The sequence below is a fragment of the Shewanella sp. GutCb genome (assembly GCF_002836135.1).
Lineage (GTDB): Bacteria > Pseudomonadota > Gammaproteobacteria > Enterobacterales > Shewanellaceae > Shewanella.
In genome coordinates, this window is sequence record NZ_PJBL01000003.1 from 198364 (window position 1) to 219897 (window position 21534).

Here is a 21534-nt window from a genome sequence, read left to right on the forward strand (position 1 = left end):
AGATTCTAAGCTGATAAAAAAGACGTAAACTATCAGATTTAAGCCCATAGATATCAATGCGAGGATGATCCGTCTACACAAAAAGCCATGCCAGTAGCAAGACTAAACCACCACCCACCGATAAGCCTCTTGCAAAATGAATGCTGTGAACCGATACAGTCTACTGCAAGCTAGCGTTTATCAGGTCACTACATATTACCTACAATAATCATCAGATAAATGGCGACAGACAAACATTAACTTTGTTAATCAATGGAATAAACGTTCTAAGGGTATATTATTAACCCAGACGACTTTAAAAATGAATAGCAACGATATTTTTATTTATTGTTACACCTATGTAACAATAAATACGGTACAACAAAGCAAAACTTTGTGTAACAAAAACTAATGTTTGGGGCTTATATAAGTTAATACGATAGTAGGACATATTGTATTTTATGCTGGTTTGGTTTGTTAATTTACATGCCAATTATTTAGATGTAGGCACTGCTTTTTGGCAACCTGATAGCGTAAAATTGTTCGCTTAGAGAACTGCGGCCAAACTGAAGGTACAAACACATTTGGCCGACTTTTCAGAAGATCTCACGGCGGAAACACTGCACACCCTGCGACGTTCTACAGCCCGCTAGAGCCAAAAAACGCCTAGTGATGCCTAACAATAATCCATCAAAAAGCGGGGTTTATATCGCTGACATTTAGCTAGGAATCAACCTCGATAAGATAAACTTCTGCGCGACCAAGCATATAACATCAACAGCATCAAACTAACCCAGTTAACAGAGCCGCCTGATGAACCTGAGTCAGGTTCCTTGGGTTTAGCCGCTATAGTTAATTTAACAGTTGATTCAGCGGTACTCCCTGACGCATCAGTAACGCGATAAGTAAAACTATCAACTCCACTATATTCACTAGTTGGTATATAAGTGAAGGTACCGTCATAGGCCAAAACAAGCGAGCCATTAGCTACACTATTAACAACTTCATAAATGAGTTTGTCACCATCTATATCCGTCCCTAACAGTGTTCCCGAAATAGCAACCCCGTAAGCTGTATTGAGAGACATAGTATTAGCAACTGGCGCATCATTAACTGCTGTGACAATTAGCTGAACAACGACTATGGTTGAAAGTTCACCGTCGCTAACTGACACTTTAATCGAGTCCAGTCCACTAAAATCTGCATTTGGTGAATAAGTAATTCCCCCCGTCTCCGAGACCTCTGCAACTCCACTAACTGCCGCTTGAGCTAATGAATATGATAACTCTACAGAATCAATGTCAGTTGCTATAAGTTGGCTAGTAACACTTGAGTCTTCTTCAAGCGTAAGTGACTCCGCACTTACTTTCGGAGCATCATTCACTGCCGAAATAGTTATCAACACACTAGCTTGGACAGGAGTACTTAGACCGTCGGTAACGCTAAAAGTAAAACTATCTTGCCCACTATACTCCCTAGAAGCTTGGTACAAATATGCTCCTGAATCAGTTAACGTTAACGTACCATTTGAAACTTGCTCGACAACCGCATATGTTAGTGTTTCATTGTCTATATCGTTAGCAGTTAACTCGCCTGAAGTTTGTTGATCTTCATTCACCGTTATAATTTGATCTGATGCCGTCGGGCTATCATTTACTGAAAGAATAGTAATCACTATCTCTTTTTCTGAGTCACCACCAAGGTGGTCTTCGACCCTAACAACAAAAGAATCATCACCAAATTCATCTTTATTAGGTGAATAACTCAATAGTCCTGCGTCATCAACACTAATACTGCCGAAGGTTGATTGAGTTAATATTTCAAAGCTTATGGCGTCATCAATTTCATTTGAAACAGCTATTGTGGCTAAAAGTAACTCATCTTCATTAACACTCAACACGCCAGTATCAATAACTGGAGCTTTATTTATCTGGTAGGCTTTCAACTGGCCATGACGCGCGGCTATTAAACGACTTTCTGAAACTAAAACGTCCTCTGCATAACCCATCTCTGGAGCATCTTTCGTTTCAATGAGTTTAGGCTCAAGTGGTTCACTAACGTCTAGCACCCAAAACTTGTTGTCATACTGAACAAAAAGTTGTTCGTTAATCAAGTCGACATGCCCAATATTGGCAAAGCCAAAACTCTTCCCCTCGAACTCTGTGACAGTTGAAACCAATTGCGGAGAGTTGATATCTGACAAGTCCCAAATGTTTAAACCACCATAATAGGTTTGGTATAAGTATTTCCCAATAACCTGAGTCGATGAAATGTATTCTCTATCTCCTAGGCGCCCAATATTCGTAAGCGACACTCCGTCATTATAAAAATGGTATAAACCGCCATCAGAACCAATAAACAAATGTCCGTTAAGAACTGCTAATGTTCTAAAGCTATACACTTCGCTTTCATCAATATCAGCTAGAGAAATCCCATCGATAGCAATAGGAAACAGAGGTTCGCTACTATCATAAGCATATATTTCATTAGCTGATAGGTAATAAAGAGTGTTGGCAGATTGAATAATTTCCTCTGTTCCTGAGGCATGAGATCCAAAGCTACCAACGGCCACTAGTTTGTTAGCTTCTGCGGCAGTATCATAGACAAAACCATCACTCGTATATAACAGCGCATTGGAAAATAATGCACTAGTTGAATAACCAAGATCTGTCTCTTCAATGAGATTAAACTGCCCTGAACTGATATCAAGTAGCTTTAAGGTTTCATCCGTATAACCAACAATATTATTATTAATATCTACCGACTGACTTAAACTCGATGCACTATAATCACTGACTGTAACCTCTCTACTTGCAATAGTAACTCCAGCTCTACTACTATAAAGTTGCACGCTACCTGTAGCGGCCATATTCCAAGCGCTACCAGCATTATATACTCCATAATAGTGGTCAACCTCAGTCATGGCATGGTTCAGCTCTCGCACCGTAACTTCATCAGAACTTTGCAGCACCCTAAGCTGGTTATTGGTTATCAGCATATCGCGGACATAAACTGGATCGGGATTATCTGGCAGAGTGACTGTAGAGGTAATGACATTATCTAAATCGTTAAAGTCATATCGAATAATTGTATTATCATCATTGAAGTACACTTCATTACCTGAAGTTTGTATCGCCGAATATTGATAATTTATTTTCTGAGGAGTGGTGTATAGGATCTCAAACTTAGAAGCATTATCGGTCGATAATACATAAAGCGTATCATCAGCAATGGCAACAATAGCCCCATCAATCAGTGCAATTGAAAGCGCATTGGTTAAAATATTACCAAAACTCTTTTTATTTAGCTGAATTGGGTTGGAAATTGTCGAGATGTCATATTCTTGGATATGTTCAGGATCTTGCCCTATCGTATATAGGTAATCATCCTTTATTACGAAGTCGATAAAATCATGCTCGCCTGAGTACTGCAGTGTAGAAACTCTTTTGGGGGCATTGATATTTAAAACATCTACAATAAATATCTCTTTTAAAGACATGACAAAAAGGTGATTACCTTCTTTTTTTATTCTGATAATCTCATCAAATGTCGGCAACTGGATTTTAGTCACTTTAACTGGAGAGTTTGGTGTTGATATATCGAGAATTAACACCCCATCACTCGCAATAAAAGCATAATCATCTTCAGCAATCATGACACCATAATAACGATCACCCCAGATATCTTCTTCCACCAAATTAATGTTATTGGCGTAAAGCGGCCCGACCAACAAGCTCAAGCTTATTAGTATGATTCTGATCATCTTAATACTTCCCTATTCTATTTAACTATCCTTTCCACAGGGATTGTAATCAAAACAAGTTAAAAATGTAAACTATAAGTTGCACGATAGTGCTTATTAAGTATTCACTTAATAAGCAAGACGAATTTATTTAGAAGCCAAGAAGCAAACTTTAAGTTTACTTCGATAAGTCCGCTTATGACGAAATGAAGCTATGCGCTAGTTACAAACACATTTTGCCGATTGTTCACAAGGCGCTGCAGCGGCAATAGTGCACATGCCACTGCTGTTGCCAGTGCCAACGCACCAAGCATTACAATCAAATTTATCTGGGTGGCCAGTATCATTAGTGTGTGCGTGCAGCACATCTTTACCTGGATTAGATTCGACAAGTAGGCCATCTTCCATGCAAGCTTCACCAAACATTCTGCCATTGGCAGTGCCTTTTTCATCGGTGCCAATATGACAACCGGCAACGCCAGGTGCGACGCCGTCGCTATCTTTCCACCAAGTCTTTTTTCCTTCCATCCAATCTCTGGGCTGAAAGGCAAATACCCCTTTAGCGCCGGGCATATCTTTAGCACCACTCGATGGGCTCGCATCATGGTCGTCACCTGCAATTGACATTGCAGAAAAAACAACACAAAAAAGCAGTACTATCGTTTTTAAATAAGTCATATCAATTCCTTTAATCTGTTTAATATCCACTATTATCGACAAGATTAATTAGGTTTATTGACCCAAACGACAAATCTTTATGCTGCATAAAATACTGTATTAAAAACTAGCAGTGGCGAGTTGTATTATCAAGTTAGATTATTTAAAGCCGCTTTATAGCGTACATTACAGCCTAGATAAGTCGTAGCTTAATACACCATAGCCGCTTAGATTCGATAGTCGTGGTATCGCACTGCACGCTACAAGAGACAATAAAGACAATCCGCTTCGCTACCACTTTAGCGTCACGTAGAAAACCCAGCTCGTTGTCTTTATACATAAAAAAGCCTGCATTAGCAGGCTTTTTTAATCAGTAAAACTATTAATCAATATTGATATCCGTGTCTTTATGATCGTACATATCAGGCGTTGTATGCAGATTGCCAGCAAAGCCCGCTTTTTCTAGCTTTTGCCGCACTGCTTTAACTTGTGCCGCGGTAACCGGTTCTTCTCGGCCACCCAGATAGAGACGAACAAAACTAATTAATCCCGCTAACTCACTATCCGTTAATACATTCTGAAAGCTGGTCATTGGCATAAAGTTACGCTCTTCATCCAAATAGGTCGGCGCTAAGCCGCGAATCGTCACCGCGATGGTATTGAATGGGTCGCTATGCATGATAATGCCGTTATGGAGCAACGTTGGCGCTATTGGATCGCGTCCTTTTCCATCTTCACCATGACAAGCACCACACGTATCCGCATACAAGGCGTAAGCACTAAACTGCTCTTGTGAGTAGGACTCTGCAACAAAGCCTGTGGGGGATAACTGCTGTTGCCCTTCAGGAATGGTGTTATGCACATCGCCCACCAGCAAGTAGCGTGAAATGGTTTCAATGTCATCACGAGTCATTAAGCTAGTACTGTTTTTCACCACATCAGCCATGCCAGCAAAAGCCGACCCTTTTGATGAATGTCCGGTGTGCAGAAAGTCTGTCAACGACTCTAAATCCCATCGATCTTCATACAGCTCCTGCGCCGTGATGTTGGGCGCATTCCAGCCATCAATGAGGTTACCTTGGAAGATCTTTTCAGGGATCAAGGCTTGCGCCAAATTCCTCGGTGTATGGCACTCAGAGCAATGACCTAGGCCCATCACCCAGTACTTACCTTGCTGCCACTGCTCGAGTTCATCTTCATTAAGCTGAACATGTTCGGGCGCAGAGTACGACAGCGGGTCAGTGTCCATAAATGCAATATTCCAGCCCAACAAACCCATACGGATATTAGAGGGGAAGATCATCGCATTTTTATCATTTTGCCTTGGTACGGCTGTAATCGATTGTAAATAGCTCCACAGATCTTGGGTATCTTGCTCGGTTAGATACTGATAAGAGGTGTACGGCATAGCCGGGTACAAATAACCATGTTTGCCTTTGCCGTCAAATAACGCTGCTTTAAAGTTTGCATAATCATTGTCACCAATACCTTCGCTAAGGTGGGGCGTAATATTGGTTGAGTAAACCGTGCCAAAGGGCGTTTTAAAAGGCAGGCCACCCGCAAAACGTTCACCACTTTCTGAACTATGACACGCTACACAATCCCCTGCATTGGCGAGATACTCACCTCTCGAAATTGATTCAGGGTCAAGTGCCGCAAGCTTTTCATCATACTGGTTTCTTTGCTCAGTGATGTAAGCTCCTATGGCTAAGATTTCATTACGGCTTAGCTGCTCAGAAAAAGCTGGCATCAAATTATTCAATCCAAATTCAATAGTGTGCTTTATCTCCTCAATACTACCGCCATGCAACCAAATATCATCGGACAATATTGGCGCCCCGATGTCAGTATTTGCTACCGTACCATCTCCATGACAACTCGAGCAGTACTGCATAAAAATGACTTTACCCAAATCAACTTTCACTTGGGGTGCATTAAGATTTCGACGCTGCAGCGATGCAATGTAATAAGACATTTTTAGAATTTCATCTTCCGACAGTATGTCTTTCCAGCCCGGCATTGCACCATGACGTCCATCTTCGATAGAGTGTAAAATGTCGACTTCCGTACCACCATATAACCAATCATGGTCAATCAAATTAGGAAAGTGCTTTTGTCCCTGTGCATTCGCGCGGTGACAGGCGCCACAGTGATTTTGAAACAATAATGCCCCGCTATTCGTGACGTCAGAGTTTCTCGCCAATGCAGTTAGACTGAGATCGGTTAACGGCGTCATTTGAATATCTAAATCAGTGACTGGCGAGCTAAGTGCATCGTCACTTTGCTCCCACCCCATTAAACCTGCCCAATTGCCAAGGCCCGGATACAGGACTAAAAAACCTGCGGAAATAATAAATGCGATGAGGTACGACAGATAAAATACCCGCGGTGGAGGTGCATCGTTTTCATCAATACCATCAAAAGTCTCAATGGTTCTATCTTTATCTGCTGTATGTTCAATGCGCCAATATTTAACGACAACCAACGCCATAAATGCGAGAAAAATCAAGATAAATACAATCACCCAGGTGTTCCAGAAAACAGTCATATCAACGCTCCTGATCGCTGGCAGTATCATTGCCTAAGCTTTGCAAATAGTGAATCAAAGCTTCACCTTTAGTCACTCCTTTCACGGCTAGACGCGATCGCTCTATTTCATTCTCGGTGTAAGGCACTCCCAATCCTTGTAAGACGCGCATCTTGGCTTCAATATCGTCCCCAGAAAGTGCTTGCTTGAATAACCATGGGTAAGCAGGCATCAAAGACGTCGGCACCACTTGCCTTGGGTCAATCAGATGCAAACGCTGCCACTGAGCAGAGTATTTTCGACCTAAATTAGTCAAATCCGGACCGGTTCTTTTCGAGCCCCAAAGGTTGGGGAATTCATAGATATCATCGCCCTCTTCGTTGGGTCGACCATCGCGTTTTACTTCGGGCTCAATGTTGCGCACCATTTGCGTATGGCAAACATGGCAACCTTCGCTGATGTAAACATCCCTACCCGAAACCTCTAAAGCCGTTAGGGGTTTAGCCAACGAGGTAGCCCTTATTTCATCAGTGCGAACTAAGCTAGGTACAATAAGCACCAATATAGAAAAACTGGCAACCACGGTGGTGGAAACGATGAGGATTAAGAGCGATTGCGTAAAGTCTTTACTTAGCATCGGCTGATCCCTCCTGCTCTAGCGAAACGGTTTTATAGAGATTAAATACCATCAGCAGCAGACCCAATACGAAACATGCGCCGCCAAAGAATCGAACAAATAACCAAGGGGCTTTAAAGTCCATCGCTTCAACAAAACTATAAGCGAGCGAACCATTCTCTTGTTGCGCCAGCCACATGTAACCTTCACCGATGCCAGCAACCCACAGTGCGATGGCATAAAGTGCAACCCCAAAATGGGCTATCCAGAAATGCCACTTAAGCAATCGATTCGACCAAAGCTTAGTCTTGCCCCACAGCCGTGGGATAAAGTAATAGAACATCGCGATGCCCGACATCGCGACCCAACCCAACGCGGCGGAATGCACATGGCCAATAATCCACTCAGTGTTGTGAGCCAGCATGTTAAACCAACGTATCGCCAGCAAAGGCCCTTCAAACGTCGCCAAACAGTAATAGAGTATCGCCGACATAAAGAACCACATAATGTAATCGGTTTTAAGCTTCTCTTTGTTTTGCAGCAAGGTCATAGCGCTGTTAAATGCACCCGCCCAGGAGGGTAACCATAGGATAAGAGACATCACAATGCCGATGTTCTGCAGCCATACAGGCACTGATGAATAGAGTAAATGATGCGTTCCCGCCCATGTATAGAACCCGACTAACCCCCAAAAATGGATTACAGATAAGCGATATGAATAAATGGGGCGTTCAGAAATTTTGGGAATGAAGTAATAGTTCATGCCGATGATGCCAGCGGTTAGCAAAAAGCCCACCGCGTTATGTCCCCACCACCATTGAACGATTGCATCCTGCGCCCCTGCAAATACCGAGTATGACTTCATTGCAGACACTGGCATCGCTAAATTATTAAGAATAAAAATAAGGGCGACAACAATAATAAAGGCACCGTAAAACCAATTGGAAACAAAGATGTGATTCACTTTACGTTTCGCTATGGTGCCAAAAAATAGCCCCCCATAAAGCACCCAAACGAGTACAATTAACAAATCGATTGGCCACTCAAGTTCTGCATATTCTTTACTTGAGGTATATCCCATTGGTAAGGTCACTAGTGCTAAAAACAACACCAATTGCCATCCCCAAAAAACCATCCAAGACAGGCTTTGATTAAACAGCTTTGTTTGACCGGTTCTTTGTACTATGTACAAGGATGTTCCCATCAACATATTCACCACAAAACCGTAGATAACCCCAGAGGTATGCAAGGGTCTCAAACGGCCAAACTGGATATATTCAGAATTGAAATTCAGCACCGGCCAATAAAGCTGAGCTGCTAGCACCACTCCGATAAACATTCCCGCTATGGACCATGCCACCGCAGCCACAATAAAATACCGAACCACTTTGACATCATAAAGCTCCGTGCCTGGTGTCATATACTATTCCCCTTCCTTTTTTGTACCCAGAACCGAGAAGTAGTAAGCAATATCCTGAATATCTTGTTCTGATAAGGCATCAGCCTGCTGCTGCATTAAAATCGCTAAGCCACTGGTACGCTGTCGAGACTGATAGTCTTTTAAGGAGGAGATCAAATAACCCATCTTCTGACCACGTAGATTGGGATAGGGGTCGATAGTAGAAATTCCATCTTCACCATGGCATGTCATACAGACCTTGGCTTTTTGCTTACCAATTTCAAATGACGGCTCATAGTTGGCTTTGGCATCCATGGTGATGAGCGCAAGTACTACTAGCAGGATTATTCGGTTCATTAGCGATTCTCTTATGTTCTTATGCACCCTATTGAAACTAGTATGAATTGCTTAATTTGCCACAAATACCAGTAATAACACTCAAATAAGCATACGTCGCTGATAACGAATCGGTTCACTATAGATGGTCGTAGCCATTGCTAGGTAAGTGAGTACGGGTCAATTTATATGGCCAAATATTGGTGTGAACATTTGCGCTAGTCACATCACGTGAATCTCATAAATAGCAGCTAAACATTCTCATGTTCCTCCCAATAAAATTGCTGTTCGCTATCTTCAAAACACTATTGTTTGTGACCGACATCAAGTAATTATCGCTAAGACTGTGGGATATTGAGAACAAGTAACAGGATATATCTAGCAATTAGAAGAGAATTGAGATGGATTTTATTAAGCATGTTCCGGCATTATTTTATGTTTTATTGGGTATAGGTGCGGTTGAGGTGTTCGTCATTGGTCTTGGAGTGAGCATTAAGAAGCTCAAGAAGCGTTTCTCGAATAACTAACTAGAACAAAGCTTAACTAAACCAAACGGAAAAAGCCTACTCACGTAGGCTTTTTTGTTTTGAGGTGCATTATCAAACTAATATTGTTGTTAAACACCTAACTTATCGCGCATGGTGTAGTACCACGCGCCAATCGCACTAAAAGGCACTTGGAACCTATGGCCACCAGGGAAGGGGTAATGAGGTAGCCCTGCAAAGGCATCGAATCGAGTCGCCTGACCATTAATGGCTTCAGCCAAGATCTTACCCGCTAAATGGGTGTAAGTTACCCCGTGACCACTGCAGCCTTGAGAGTAATAAACGTTGCTGCCAATACGCCCTACCTGAGGTAAACGTGACAGCGTCAGCAGGAAGTTACCGGTCCAGCTATAGTCAATTTTGACATCTTTAAGTTGCGGAAATATTTTCAACATTTTAGGGGTGATAATAGACTTAATATCAGCGGGATCGCGAGCACCATACACCACGCCACCGCCATAAATTAGGCGGTTATCACCCGACAAGCGGAAGTAATCCAGTAGATAATTACAATCTTCAACACAGTAATTTTGCGGCAGTAAGCTTTTTGCAAGCTCATCGCTTAGCGGTGCTGTGGTGATCACTTGTGTGCCACAGGGCATCGCCTTGGCTTGCAGCTTTGGAATTAAGCCGCCCAAATATGCATTGCCTGCAACCACCACAAATTTAGATTTCACGCTGCCATGAGCAGTATGCACCACTGGACTCTCGCCCTCTTCTACCTTAATCACAGCAGAATCTTCGTAAATTTTGCCCCCCAAGGACTCCACGGCATTGGCTTCACCCAATGCGAGATTCAATGGATGAATATGGCCACCACTCTTGTCGAGCAAACCACCAACATACGCCTCGGTATTAACCACCTTACGGATATCATTTTTATCCAAAAGCTCTAGATGGTTCATATGGCCATGTTTTTCCCACAGCGACTTTTGCGACTGTAGATGCCCCATCTGCTTGTCGTTTAGTGCCGCAAACACACCACCATCTTGCAGATCGCACTGAATGTTATACTTGCTAATGCGCTCTTTAATTATCCGCGCACCTTCAAATGCCATTTCACCAAATAGCTTGCCAGCATCTTTACCAACCGTCTTTTCAATCGAATCGATATCGCGGCTAAAGCTATTGACTATCTGGCCACCATTGCGGCCTGATGCGCCCCAGCCAATACGAGCAGCTTCTAGCACAGTGACACTGTAACCCATCTCGAGTAGGTGCAATGCGGTCGATAGACCTGTGTATCCGGCACCGATAATACAAATGTCCGTGTCGATGTTGTCTTGTAGCTGTGCACGCTCTGTTTTGTCGTTGGCTGATGCCGCGTAATATGAATTTGCGTGTGGTGTACTGGTCATGGTTTCCGCCTGTCTTTCGTGACTAATTATTGACATAACTTCTGTCCTTTACGCTATAAAAGTAAATTTTTCGATCTCGATAGATGTGCTGATTAGCAACCCATCCCCCTCTACACCGCTCATCATTTTTTACCGCTGACAATGCAGAGCATGCTCTACATTGTCATGGGTTGTTGGCTATCCAGAGCCTGCCCGTTGTTTGGCTTCGGCTCTGCGGGCAAAGTACCAAGAGACAAATGCAATTAGCGAGACAATAAGGATAATCAAGGTCGCTAATGCGTTGATCTTCGGCGACACCCCCATTCTTACTGAAGAGAACACCACCATAGGTAGCGTCGTCGCACCAGGGCCAGAGGCAAAGCTGGCGATCACTAAATCATCGAGTGATAAGCTGAACGATAGTAACCAACCGGCGACTATCGCTGGCGAGATCATCGGTACCGTGATCTGAAAAAACGTCATTAACGGCGTTGCACCCAAATCCTGAGCAGCCTCTTCGATTGAACGGTCTATCTCACGCAGCCTCGCAGAGACAACGACTGCAACGTATGCCGCACAAAACGTCGAGTGAGCAATCCAGATGGTTAACATGCCACGTTCCGCTGGCCAACCTAGAAATTCAGCCATATGTACAAACAGCAGCAGCAATGACAAACCAGTGATCACTTCTGGCATCACCAGTGGCGCTGTGATCATATTAGACAAGGTCAGCTTGCCCCAACCCCGCGCAAAACGCGTCATCACAAATGCCGCCATGGTGCCAAGTATTACCGCCATCGTAGAGGCATAGAATGCCACCTGTAAGCTGGTACCTACCGCATCAAGGATCTGCTGATCGCGAAATAGTTCGCCATACCATTTGACCGAAAAACCACCCCAAACCGTCACCAATTTAGATTCGTTAAACGAGTAAAAGACCAGAACAAACATAGGGGCATAGAGAAAGAACATTCCAGCCCACAACATTACGGTAGAGAAACTTAACTTCTTCATGACCCTTTCTCCATTTCACGTGCCTGATAATGATGAAACAGCGTGATAGGGATAATCAATAATCCTAACATTACCATCGCTAGCGCAGAGGCAACGGGCCAATCTCGGTTATTAAAGAACTCTTGCCATAGCACTTTACCTATCATCAAGGTGTCTGGTCCCCCCAACAGTTCAGGGATCACAAACTCACCCACCACAGGAATAAACACCAACATCGAACCTGCAATTACGCCGCCCTTAGATAAAGGCAAGGTGATTTTCCAGAAGGTATTGAGACTACGCGATCCGAGATCTGATGCGGCTTCCAATAAGCTCATATCAAGCTGAGATAAGGTCGCATACAGAGGTAAAATCATAAACGGTAAGTAGGTATAGATAATGCCGATATACACCGCAATATTGGTGTTTAATATCTGCAGCGGCTCAGAGATAAGCCCCGTCCACATCAATATGTTATTGATAACGCCATTGTTGCTCAAGATCCCCATCCACGCATAAACCCGGATAAGAAACGAGGTCCATGATGGCAGCATAACCAATAAAATCAGCAAGGTTTGACTACTCTTTGGCGCTCTAGCAATGGCATAAGCCATCGGATAACCAATCAGCAAACAACCAATGGTGGAAATGGCTGCCATCTTCAGGGAGCTCAAATAAGCGTTGTAATACAGTGAATCATCAAGGATCAGCAAATAATTGCCAAAATTGAGCATGATATTAAGCGATTCTTCAGCGTACTCTAATAGCGGTTCGTAGGGCGGTATCGCCATAAGTGGCGTCGAGAAACTAATCTTAAGTACAATCGCGAAGGGCAGTGCGAAAAACATTAGTAGCCAAAAATAGGGGACACCGATGGTCCAGCATTGGCCTTTGGGTAATCGAAATTTTAACGGCTTTTTCATGAACGATTCCTTATGTTCTAAGGACCACTCCGCTGGTGGCCTCCCAGCTAATGAAAACTGCTTCTTCCCACGTTGGAGGGTCTGAACGACGTTCACGGTTGGTCATGATGGTTTGGATTAACTGCTTATTGGGTAGGCGGATGTAATACACCGAAATTCCCCCTAAATAGGCAATATCTTCAACCACACCGCTCGACCAGTTATACTCACCTTCAGGTTGCTCGCGAGTAATACGGGTCTTTTCTGGACGCACTGCAACCCAAACGGTTTTATCTTCTACGCTGGTTGATACCCCATGCTCAATAAATATTTTTTGTGCCAAGCCTTGGCTTTCAATAATAATATGGTCAAATTTATCGACAGCTATTTCGCCTTCAAATAGATTTACGCTACCAATAAATTCAGCCACCATGCGGCTATTAGGACTTTCATAAATATCAGTTGGTGATCCAGTCTGTGCGATCCAACCATCATTCATAATCGAAATTCGCGCTGCCATAGTCATCGCTTCTTCTTGGTCGTGGGTCACCATCACACACGTCACCCCTACAGCTTCGAGAATATCGACCACCTCTAGTTGCATCTGCGTACGCAACTTTTTATCGAGTGCGCCCATTGGCTCATCGAGTAACAATAATTTAGGACGCTTAGCTAACGAGCGTGCTAACGCCACACGCTGACGTTGTCCACCCGATAATTGATTAGGTCTGCGTTTAGCATAAGCTTCCATATGGACTAGCTTTAGCATCTCTTGCACACGCGCTTCAATGTCTGCTTTTGATAACTTGTCTTGCTTCAGTCCAAACGCAATATTCTGCGCCACGGACATATGTGGAAATAACGCATAAGACTGGAACATCATGTTGATAGGTCGTTCATGTGGCGGCATATCGGTAATGTCTTCACCATCAAGAAAAATACGCCCTTCAGACGGTTTTTCAAAGCCAGCAAGGATGCGAAGTAAAGTTGATTTACCCGAGCCTGAACCGCCTAATAGTGCAAAAATTTCGCCTTTTCTAATACTCAGTGACACATCATCTACTGCGCGCACTTCGTCAAATAATTTACTGACTCGGTCGATCTGAAGTAGCACTTCTCCCTGCGTCTTTATAATCGGTTTATTGGTGACGTCCAAGGTACTAGCCATATTACTTCTCCAACAGATACGCCTTAAGGTCAAAGGCTCATCTCTTTAATATTGTGTCTATTTTTGCCGTTGATCAAAAAGGGCAAGGTAAACACCTTGCCCAAATTCTGATTAATAACCCGATTTCACTTTAGTCCATACACGTGTCAGTGCACGTTGTGATTTCATTGGACGTACATCACCGACGTAAAGGCGATCTAACACCTCTTTTGTGGGGTAGATTGAAGTGTTGGTACGCACCTCTTCATCAACCAACGGCAATGCCGGTACGTTCGCGTTAGCGTAAGCAACATAGTTACTAATAGGCGCTATCACTTCTGGACGAAGGAGATAATTAATAAAGGTGTGAGCATTTTTCACGTTAGCGGCATCTGCTGGGATCGCTAACATATCAAACCATAGGTTTGAACCCTCTTTCGGAATTGAGTACTCAATGACATTTCCATTTCCCGCTTCTTCAGCACGCGCTGCCGCTTGGAAAATATCACCTGAATAACCGAAGGCAACACAGACGTCACCATTGGCTAAATCGGTGATATAACGCGAAGAGTGAAAATAGGTAATATAAGGGCGAACTTTAGCTAAGACCTCACCGGCCTTCTTAAAGTCATCAGATTTAATGCTGTTAGGGTCAAGCCCTAAATAGATGAGTGCCATAGGGATCATCTCATCGGCACTATCCAGTACCGATAAACCACATTTAGACAACTTCTCAGCGTACTTAGGGTTAAAGATCAGCTCTAACGAATCAACGGGGGCATCGTCACCTAATACAGCTTTCACTTTATCGACGTTATAACCAATACCATTTGTGCCCCAAAGATAGGGTACAGAATACTGATTACCTGGATCGGCAGTCTCAAGCTGTTTCATTAACTCAGGGCTCAAGTTTTTATGATTTGATAGCTGGTTTGAATCGAGTTTTTGGAAGGCGCCGGCTTTAATTTGCTTTGCTAAAAAACTATTTGATGGCACAACGATGTCGTAACCTGAACGGCCTGAAAGCAGTTTTGCTTCAACCACTTCATTACTGTCAAACACATCATAAATGACGCGGATCCCTGTTTCTTTATAGAAATTATCTAGCGTGTCTTCGGCAATATAGTCAGACCAATTATAAACTCGAACGACTTCCTCAGCGTAAGTGACGCTGCTGGCCAAGACACTTACTGTGACGAGGGCTAAAGTGGTCACCTTTTTAAAAAGTTTCATGCTATCTCCTGTTTAGCGTAGCAGCAGATAAACCGCTTCTGCTGTTGCTGCATTGTGTTGCCGATTTATCGGCTTTAGTTCTTATTGTTGACCAATGCTACACCTGAAAAACGGCATCGGCAGTGCGTACTGCTTTAGCTTTCATATAGATAACGCTCAATACTCAAACAGCACTATCTATATGAATGACTCCTTTGTATCTGTTGATATTTCTTGTTCAAAAGCACCACTGCTATTCATCCCCAAAATCAATACCAGCGGTGACTATGTTTAAACGGTTAGCAGGAGGAATTTACGTTCCCAAGAGCTAATCACTTGACGATAGTTTTCTAAATCGGCTTGCTTCACCGCAATATAACCATTGGTAAAGGTCTCACCTAAATACTCACGACAAGCTGAGCTTTCAGCCATCACAGCCAGTGCTTCTTCAAGCGTTAACGGCAGAGTAATTCCGCTGCGTGTTTCATTGGCGCGCCCTTGTACTGGAGTCGAAGGCTTAACGTCTTCAACCATGCCCATATAACCACACAGTAAGCTCGCCGCTATTGACAGGTAGCTGTTGGTATCGGCGCCTGCAATACGGTTTTCAACACGCAGGTTTTGCGGAGAAGATTCTGGAATGCGTAGACCACAAGTGCGGTTTTCTTCACCCCATTCCAAGTTAACCGGTGCTGAAGTCCCCGGTAGAAAACGACGGAATGAGTTAACATTGGGTGCAAATAACGGCAGTAACTCAGGAATGAATTTCTGTAGGCCACCAATGTAACTGTAGAAAAGTGGGCCTTTAGTGCCATCTCCATTACTGAAAATGTTTTTACCCGACTTAATATCAATGATACTTTGATGCAAATGCATCGCACTGCCAGGCTCATTAGTGATAGGTTTTGCCATAAATGTAGCGCAGACTTTGTGCTTAAGAGCCGCTTCACGCAAGGTACGCTTAAATACAAACACCTGATCGGCTAGCGACAGAGCATCACCATGAGAGAAGTTAATCTCCATTTGAGCGGTGCCCTCTTCATGGATCAAGGTATCAATATCTAATCCTTGGATCTCGCACCAATCATACATATCTTCAAATAACGGATCGTATTCATTCGCAGCATCAATTGAAAAAGACTGACGTCCTGATTCTTGACGGCCAGAGCGGCCAATAGGCGGAATAAGCGCTTGATCTGGGTCTTCATTAATACGAGTAAGATAGAACTCCATCTCCGGAGCAACAACAGGCTTCCAGCCTTTATCTTCGTATAACTTAAGTACTTTTTTAAGTAGGTTACGTGGCGATAACTCAATAGGGTTACCCATTTTGTCATACGTATCATGAATGACCTGCGCAGTAGCTTCGATAGTCCAAGGCAGTTTAAAAACCGCATTTTCATCAGGAACACAAACAAAGTCGATATCGGCGGCATCTAATAAAGCATCATACGAGGCATCATCAACATAATCACCTGTCACCGTCTGTAGCAACACGCTTTCTGGTAAGCGCATACCTTTTTCATCAATAAACTTAGCAACCGGAGCAATCTTACCTCTGGCAATACCTGTCATATCACAGACAACACATTCTACTTCAGTGATCTTTTCGTCTTTTAAATAACTAATTAACTTTTTCATTATTATTTTACTCTACTGGCTGCACGGCGCTGGCAAGCCTGGCTAAAGGCTTTAAACATTGCGGTATAAAAAGGGTTATCTAACACTTTCCACTCGGGATGCCACTGAACGCCTAATGCGAAATTTTTCGCGTCTTTAACAGAAAATGCTTCTATTAAACCATCATTTGAATACGCTTCTGGCCGCAACCCAACACCCAAGCGATCAACGCCTTGTGTGTGCACAGAGTTCACCTCTGCGGAGTTGCGGCCCCATGCATCGTGAAGCAACCCCCCAGGTTCTATTTGAACCTCATGCGAAATACCGTATTGCTCTTCAACAGGCGCTGTTTTATCTTCACGATGTTCAATAAAGCCACCGACGTCGTGCAGTTTTTGATGCAAGCTGCCACCAAATGCCACATTCATCTCTTGAAAACCACGGCAAATACCCAGTACTGGAACCCCAGCTTTAATTGCCGCATGAATTAACGGTAAGGTGGTAGCGTCTCGTTTTGGATCATGATGGCTTCCCGCTTCACTTGCAGGGCCATCGAAATGATGGGGTTCAATATTAGAGGGGGAACCTGTAAATAAAATGCCGTCTAACCGTGATAACACGGTTTCTGCTGGGCAATGGCCCAGTGCAGGAATAATTAATGGCCATGATTGCGTTGCATCAGCAATCGCTAATAAATATTTTTCGCCAACAATGTTAAATGGATGCAACCCCAATTGCTGATTGCATGCCGTCACACCGACTACCGCGAGCCCTTCTTCCAACATATAACACCTTCAATCCTTCGTATTCAGAGTTTTTCAATGGTTTTTATAATAGTTTTCATCTTGATTTACGAAATCATTTAATAATGAACAGCTACAACCCGAATGTTCATTTTTTCACACACTACACTTAATTTACAAACTAGGCAAGATCTTAACAGGAAGGAATGAAAATAATCATCAAGCATAAATCGTGATCCATTTAAAACAATAGCTTAGACTAACTTATGGTTATTTAGCAGACACATTAACAAGTTATCACAGCAATACTCGAGTACTTTAGTCGTGTTTAATGTTATTGACACAGCTCACACTAAAATTGAAGCTTTGCTTTATATTATTTACACAAATGACAGCCGTTATCATCGAAATGGAGCAGCGCTAGTACGAAGATCGGAAATTTAGGCATAAAAAAGCCTCAGCAACCAGATAATTAATCTAGCGACTAAGGCGGGTATTACATAGGTAGCAGTCTAGAAATTTGCAGGGGTGGTGGCACTCACAATGCGACACGGTGCATCAAAAGGATTACGAAAACGATGGGGTAACTCACTATTAAAATAGTAACTGTCGCCTTCGCAAAGCTCAAATACCTCTTCGCCCACAGTCAACTCGAGTTTACCTTCAATCACCATCGCCGCTTCTTGACCTTCGTGCTTAAGCATCTCTATCCCGGTGTCTGCACCTGGTGGATAGGTCTCGCTCATGACAGACATTGCTCGATTAGGAAAGTCTCGACCAATCAATTTAAAGTCTAAAACGCCATCACCAATATCCAGTAATTCATCGCTACGATAAACCACCTTTTGCTCGCTTGCAGTCTCATCTTCTATTGAAAAAAATTCCACCAATGACAATGGCAATCCTGATAGGACCTTTTTCAATGAACTGACTGACGGGCTGACACTGTTTTTCTCAATCATAGAGATGGTGCTGTTAGTCACGCCAGCACGCTTAGCAAGTTCACGCTGCGATAAGCCTTTTGATTTTCTGACCGTTTTAAGGTTTGCTCCAATATCCAAATTCTTTCCCCTAATTGAAGTTGTCGTTCTATGCCTCCAACAACATGCAGAACAATAAAACGCACCGATTCGCCCCAAAACAATATTGGCTAACTCAAGTCAACATTGCCTATTCTGTTGCGCTAGGTTTGTATTCTACAGGAAAGCGTGTTAAAAATAATGAACATCTGTAAATAATTTATTCATATTCTCTTGAGTATACTGTCACAAGTCCAATTTACAATAAAAACAAATATTTGGAGTAACGATGTCAACTAAAAGCCCGGTGCATAGCGAGCAATATCCCGCCTCATACTACTTTTCAACAGCAAAAGAGTTACACCAATCGCCTCGATTAGAAGAGGTGTTAGATGTTGACGTATGCGTTGTGGGTGGTGGCTTTAGTGGCTTAAATACCGCAATTGAATTGGCTCAAAAAGGCTTTTCGGTGGCTCTGTTAGAAGCCAAAAGGATCGGCTGGGGCGCATCGGGACGTAACGGCGGTGAACTCATTAGAGGCATTGGTCATAATATTGAACAGTTTGAAAACATTATTGGCCGCGAAGGTGTTAATGCCATTGAGCAGATGGGCTTTGAAGCCGTCGATATCGTTAGGAAACGGGTAAAAGAGCACAACATCGACTGTAACTTACAGATGGGTTATTGCGACTTGGCGATCAAGCCAAAACATATGCGAGAGCTTGAAGAGGACTTAGAGCATCTCAATAAGATTGGCTACGGCCACAACATGACTCTGCTCGACAAGTCTCGGGTTGGCGAAGTGGTCGGCTCTGACTTTTATCATGGTGCATTGGTCGACATGGCAAGTGGCCACTTACACCCGCTTAACTTAGCCTTAGGCGAAGCCAAGGTCGCTCGCAGCCTTGGCGTAAAAATGTATGAATATAGCGCCGCTGAGAAAATTATTAAAGGTGATAAGCCTAAGGTGATCACCGCACATGGCGAAGTAAACTGCCAATACTTAGTACTGGCTGGCAACGCCTATCTGGGTCATAAGCTTGAAAGTGATATTGGCGGAAAAGTGCTGCCTGCAGGCACCTATATTCTTGCTACTGAGCCACTAACCCAAGAGCAGTGCGACAGCATCATTCCAAAAAATATGGCGTTTGCCGATCTCAGAGTCGACCTCGACTACTACCACCTATCGGAAGATAACCGGTTACTCTTCGGTGGTTTATGTACCTACTCGGGCAAAGATCCTAAAGATATTGAAGCCGCGTTGCGTCCTAACCTTGAAAAAGTATTCCCGCAATTAAAAGGCATTCGTATCGATTATGAATGGGGCGGCATGATAGGAATTGGTGCCAACCGATTACCACAAATAGGCCGCTTGCCCGATGCTAAAAATGTATTTTATGCGCAGGCTTATGCTGGACATGGCGTGAATGCTACTCATATGGCGGCAAAACTGATTGCCGAAGCGATTACCGCGCAAGCAGAACGCTTCGATATCTTCGCCCAAATTCCTCATATGACATTCCCAGGTGGGCCGCATCTGCGTTCACCTCTGCTCGCCATGGGCATGCTTTATCATCGATTCAAAGATATCTTTTAAATAATGGCTCATCTGCAGGTGTTATTAAGAGTAAAAATACCTGCAGGGCCGTGCTGAAATTTGCAACTAGAACAAGGGTAATTGCCCCCCAACACTCCCCTATACAGACTATCGTGCGGGAGATATTTCCACAGTGACTTATTCAAATAAGCGATGGCTGGCAGCTGTTCACTCTTTGTCGAAGCTATCAACAACAATAGCGCCCATAGAAGCAGGCATAGTGATAACAATAATTCGCCTGAGTGACACTAACGGATCTTCAAATAACGGCAGTTTATTCAAACAAAATAGCACCAATGCAACGACCATTGCCGTTATCAAATAAGCGATAAAAATACGTGAAACAAAAACAATTTTACGAGACTTTATATTCTTTTGGAATACACTCTGATAAGTAAATAACCCGAGAAAAACAACCGATAATATCGATAGCATCAGCAAATTAGGAAAAGGCAAGGTTTCACCTAAGCGCCACGCTTCTTCTGAAAAAGAGATCGGCACAGCAAGTGCAAATGCCCCGACAAAGATTTGACTAGCATCTTCAAAATTAAAGCTCAATTTCATCTGAATCTCCCATATTTTGAATATGCCGTATAAGCATGATCGCCGCCTATATTGTTAGCGACTTTTATTGCTGCTCAAGCGAAACCAAATTTCGAGGTGATGATTGCTGACCCAAGTCGAGGTAGAAAAACAAGTTTAGCAATATAATTGATAAACTTAGAGGTTAAACCTTCTCAAAAAACACCATTAATAGCGACAACTTAGAGTAAGACTTTACCGGCTACAGCCTCAAGTGTGAGCGCTAATAATCGCTGTCGAACTCCTTAAGATTAATGCTGGTTTGTATTTTTAATCACGAGTACAAAGAACCAATACAGGTGAGTCACTGCCCACTAACAAAGCGAGCAAGTGTTTATCCACAACAGCCTTCGCCTTGCTGTATTGGCGGGCACGCAACGCTACCAAAAGAGCAATACACGCAACAATCACCCTTCTTGGGGCGCAATACTTTTCTGCATCCCTTACATTCATAAAAAAACTGGCAATAATCAGTAGGCATGATCTCTAGCTCTTGATGCCCACACTCCGGACAGGTGATCATAGACTCTAGCGTTAGCTCACTCATTTGCATATCCTAATGTAATGTGATGAAAGTAGAT

Annotated in this window: 19 protein-coding genes; 2 read left to right on the forward strand and 17 right to left on the reverse strand. The window is 43.2% G+C overall.

Features of this window, described 5'->3' with window-relative positions:
• Window positions 1-709: 709 nt before the first annotated feature.
• The 7 genes from CXF86_RS04190 to CXF86_RS04215 form a co-directional block, all read right to left on the reverse strand.
• Window positions 710-3742 carry an Ig-like domain-containing protein gene (locus CXF86_RS04190; protein ID WP_102038407.1) on the reverse strand — a complete coding sequence of 1011 codons (3033 nt, stop codon included), beginning with the start codon at window positions 3740-3742 and terminating at the stop codon, window positions 710-712.
• Window positions 3743-3940: 198 nt separating this feature from the next.
• Complete coding sequence (locus CXF86_RS04195) at window positions 3941-4399, reverse strand: hypothetical protein (RefSeq protein ID WP_232775040.1); 459 nt, start codon at window positions 4397-4399, stop codon at window positions 3941-3943.
• 172 nt (window positions 4400-4571) lie between these two features.
• Window positions 4572-4718 (reverse strand): hypothetical protein, encoded by a 147-nt coding sequence (locus CXF86_RS22660; RefSeq protein WP_180961008.1) that lies wholly within the window; start codon window positions 4716-4718, stop codon window positions 4572-4574.
• A 42-nt stretch (window positions 4719-4760) separates the two neighbouring features.
• Window positions 4761-6926 (reverse strand): c-type cytochrome, encoded by a 2166-nt coding sequence (locus CXF86_RS04200; RefSeq protein WP_101091291.1) that lies wholly within the window; start codon window positions 6924-6926, stop codon window positions 4761-4763.
• Window position 6927: 1 nt separating this feature from the next.
• Entirely contained in the window at window positions 6928-7542 is a 615-nt protein-coding gene (locus tag CXF86_RS04205) for a cbb3-type cytochrome c oxidase subunit II (protein ID WP_101091290.1), read from the reverse strand.
• Window positions 7532-8941: a cytochrome-c oxidase, cbb3-type subunit I gene (gene ccoN / locus CXF86_RS04210; protein WP_102038408.1), complete on the reverse strand. Its 1410-nt coding sequence runs from the start codon at window positions 8939-8941 to the stop codon at window positions 7532-7534. Before ccoN ends, CXF86_RS04205 begins: the two co-directional genes overlap by 11 nt.
• A gap of 3 nt (window positions 8942-8944) precedes the next feature.
• Window positions 8945-9277 (reverse strand): c-type cytochrome, encoded by a 333-nt coding sequence (locus tag CXF86_RS04215; protein WP_101091288.1) that lies wholly within the window; start codon window positions 9275-9277, stop codon window positions 8945-8947.
• 380 nt (window positions 9278-9657) lie between these two features.
• Here CXF86_RS04215 and CXF86_RS23000 point away from each other — a divergent pair, with 380 nt between their 5' ends.
• Window positions 9658-9783 carry a hypothetical protein gene (locus CXF86_RS23000; protein ID WP_257982831.1) on the forward strand — a complete coding sequence of 42 codons (126 nt, stop codon included), beginning with the start codon at window positions 9658-9660 and terminating at the stop codon, window positions 9781-9783.
• 89 nt (window positions 9784-9872) lie between these two features.
• On the opposite strand, the gene CXF86_RS04220 is transcribed toward CXF86_RS23000, so the two are convergent.
• The 8 genes from CXF86_RS04220 to CXF86_RS04255 form a co-directional block, all read right to left on the reverse strand.
• Window positions 9873-11159 carry an NAD(P)/FAD-dependent oxidoreductase gene (locus CXF86_RS04220; RefSeq protein WP_102038470.1) on the reverse strand — a complete coding sequence of 429 codons (1287 nt, stop codon included), beginning with the start codon at window positions 11157-11159 and terminating at the stop codon, window positions 9873-9875.
• A gap of 177 nt (window positions 11160-11336) precedes the next feature.
• Window positions 11337-12152 carry an ABC transporter permease subunit gene (locus CXF86_RS04225; RefSeq protein WP_101091286.1) on the reverse strand — a complete coding sequence of 272 codons (816 nt, stop codon included), beginning with the start codon at window positions 12150-12152 and terminating at the stop codon, window positions 11337-11339.
• Window positions 12149-13054 (reverse strand): ABC transporter permease subunit, encoded by a 906-nt coding sequence (locus CXF86_RS04230; RefSeq protein WP_101091285.1) that lies wholly within the window; start codon window positions 13052-13054, stop codon window positions 12149-12151. The genes CXF86_RS04225 and CXF86_RS04230 overlap by 4 nt, the downstream gene beginning before the upstream one ends.
• A 10-nt stretch (window positions 13055-13064) precedes the next feature.
• Complete coding sequence (gene potA / locus CXF86_RS04235; RefSeq protein WP_101091284.1) at window positions 13065-14201, reverse strand: polyamine ABC transporter ATP-binding protein; 1137 nt, start codon at window positions 14199-14201, stop codon at window positions 13065-13067.
• A gap of 111 nt (window positions 14202-14312) precedes the next feature.
• Complete coding sequence (locus tag CXF86_RS04240) at window positions 14313-15413, reverse strand: polyamine ABC transporter substrate-binding protein (protein WP_102038409.1); 1101 nt, start codon at window positions 15411-15413, stop codon at window positions 14313-14315.
• A 270-nt stretch (window positions 15414-15683) separates the two neighbouring features.
• Entirely contained in the window at window positions 15684-17033 is a 1350-nt protein-coding gene (locus CXF86_RS04245; protein WP_102038410.1) for a glutamine synthetase family protein, read from the reverse strand.
• 2 nt (window positions 17034-17035) lie between these two features.
• Window positions 17036-17797, reverse strand: coding sequence for a gamma-glutamyl-gamma-aminobutyrate hydrolase family protein (locus CXF86_RS04250; RefSeq protein ID WP_101091281.1), 762 nt, complete (start codon window positions 17795-17797; stop codon window positions 17036-17038).
• 470 nt (window positions 17798-18267) lie between these two features.
• Window positions 18268-18816 carry a cupin domain-containing protein gene (locus tag CXF86_RS04255; RefSeq protein WP_101091280.1) on the reverse strand — a complete coding sequence of 183 codons (549 nt, stop codon included), beginning with the start codon at window positions 18814-18816 and terminating at the stop codon, window positions 18268-18270.
• Between the two features lie 247 nt (window positions 18817-19063).
• On the opposite strand from CXF86_RS04255, the gene CXF86_RS04260 reads away from it, so the two are divergent.
• Complete coding sequence (locus CXF86_RS04260) at window positions 19064-20371, forward strand: NAD(P)/FAD-dependent oxidoreductase (protein WP_101091279.1); 1308 nt, start codon at window positions 19064-19066, stop codon at window positions 20369-20371.
• A gap of 168 nt (window positions 20372-20539) precedes the next feature.
• Here CXF86_RS04260 and CXF86_RS04265 read toward each other — a convergent pair whose 3' ends face one another.
• Together CXF86_RS04265 and CXF86_RS23005 are read right to left on the reverse strand one after the other, a co-directional pair.
• Window positions 20540-20935, reverse strand: coding sequence for a DUF2391 family protein (locus CXF86_RS04265; protein ID WP_101091278.1), 396 nt, complete (start codon window positions 20933-20935; stop codon window positions 20540-20542).
• A gap of 352 nt (window positions 20936-21287) precedes the next feature.
• Window positions 21288-21500: a GDCCVxC domain-containing (seleno)protein gene (locus CXF86_RS23005; RefSeq protein ID WP_101091277.1), complete on the reverse strand. Its 213-nt coding sequence runs from the start codon at window positions 21498-21500 to the stop codon at window positions 21288-21290.
• Window positions 21501-21534 lie beyond the last annotated feature (34 nt).

Coding starts and splice junctions, on each gene's coding strand:
- CXF86_RS04190 (WP_102038407.1), bottom strand. CDS start 3,742: ATGATCAGAATCATACTAATAAGCTTGAGCTTGTTGGTCGGGCCGCTT.
- CXF86_RS04195 (WP_232775040.1), bottom strand. CDS start 4,399: ATGACTTATTTAAAAACGATAGTACTGCTTTTTTGTGTTGTTTTTTCT.
- CXF86_RS22660 (WP_180961008.1), bottom strand. CDS start 4,718: ATGTATAAAGACAACGAGCTGGGTTTTCTACGTGACGCTAAAGTGGTA.
- CXF86_RS04200 (WP_101091291.1), bottom strand. CDS start 6,926: ATGACTGTTTTCTGGAACACCTGGGTGATTGTATTTATCTTGATTTTT.
- CXF86_RS04205 (WP_101091290.1), bottom strand. CDS start 7,542: ATGCTAAGTAAAGACTTTACGCAATCGCTCTTAATCCTCATCGTTTCC.
- ccoN (WP_102038408.1), bottom strand. CDS start 8,941: ATGACACCAGGCACGGAGCTTTATGATGTCAAAGTGGTTCGGTATTTT.
- CXF86_RS04215 (WP_101091288.1), bottom strand. CDS start 9,277: ATGAACCGAATAATCCTGCTAGTAGTACTTGCGCTCATCACCATGGAT.
- CXF86_RS23000 (WP_257982831.1), top strand. CDS start 9,658: ATGGATTTTATTAAGCATGTTCCGGCATTATTTTATGTTTTATTGGGT.
- CXF86_RS04220 (WP_102038470.1), bottom strand. CDS start 11,159: ATGACCAGTACACCACACGCAAATTCATATTACGCGGCATCAGCCAAC.
- CXF86_RS04225 (WP_101091286.1), bottom strand. CDS start 12,152: ATGAAGAAGTTAAGTTTCTCTACCGTAATGTTGTGGGCTGGAATGTTC.
- CXF86_RS04230 (WP_101091285.1), bottom strand. CDS start 13,054: ATGAAAAAGCCGTTAAAATTTCGATTACCCAAAGGCCAATGCTGGACC.
- potA (WP_101091284.1), bottom strand. CDS start 14,201: ATGGCTAGTACCTTGGACGTCACCAATAAACCGATTATAAAGACGCAG.
- CXF86_RS04240 (WP_102038409.1), bottom strand. CDS start 15,413: ATGAAACTTTTTAAAAAGGTGACCACTTTAGCCCTCGTCACAGTAAGT.
- CXF86_RS04245 (WP_102038410.1), bottom strand. CDS start 17,033: ATGAAAAAGTTAATTAGTTATTTAAAAGACGAAAAGATCACTGAAGTA.
- CXF86_RS04250 (WP_101091281.1), bottom strand. CDS start 17,797: ATGTTGGAAGAAGGGCTCGCGGTAGTCGGTGTGACGGCATGCAATCAG.
- CXF86_RS04260 (WP_101091279.1), top strand. CDS start 19,064: ATGTCAACTAAAAGCCCGGTGCATAGCGAGCAATATCCCGCCTCATAC.
- CXF86_RS04265 (WP_101091278.1), bottom strand. CDS start 20,935: ATGAAATTGAGCTTTAATTTTGAAGATGCTAGTCAAATCTTTGTCGGG.
- CXF86_RS23005 (WP_101091277.1), bottom strand. CDS start 21,500: ATGAGTGAGCTAACGCTAGAGTCTATGATCACCTGTCCGGAGTGTGGG.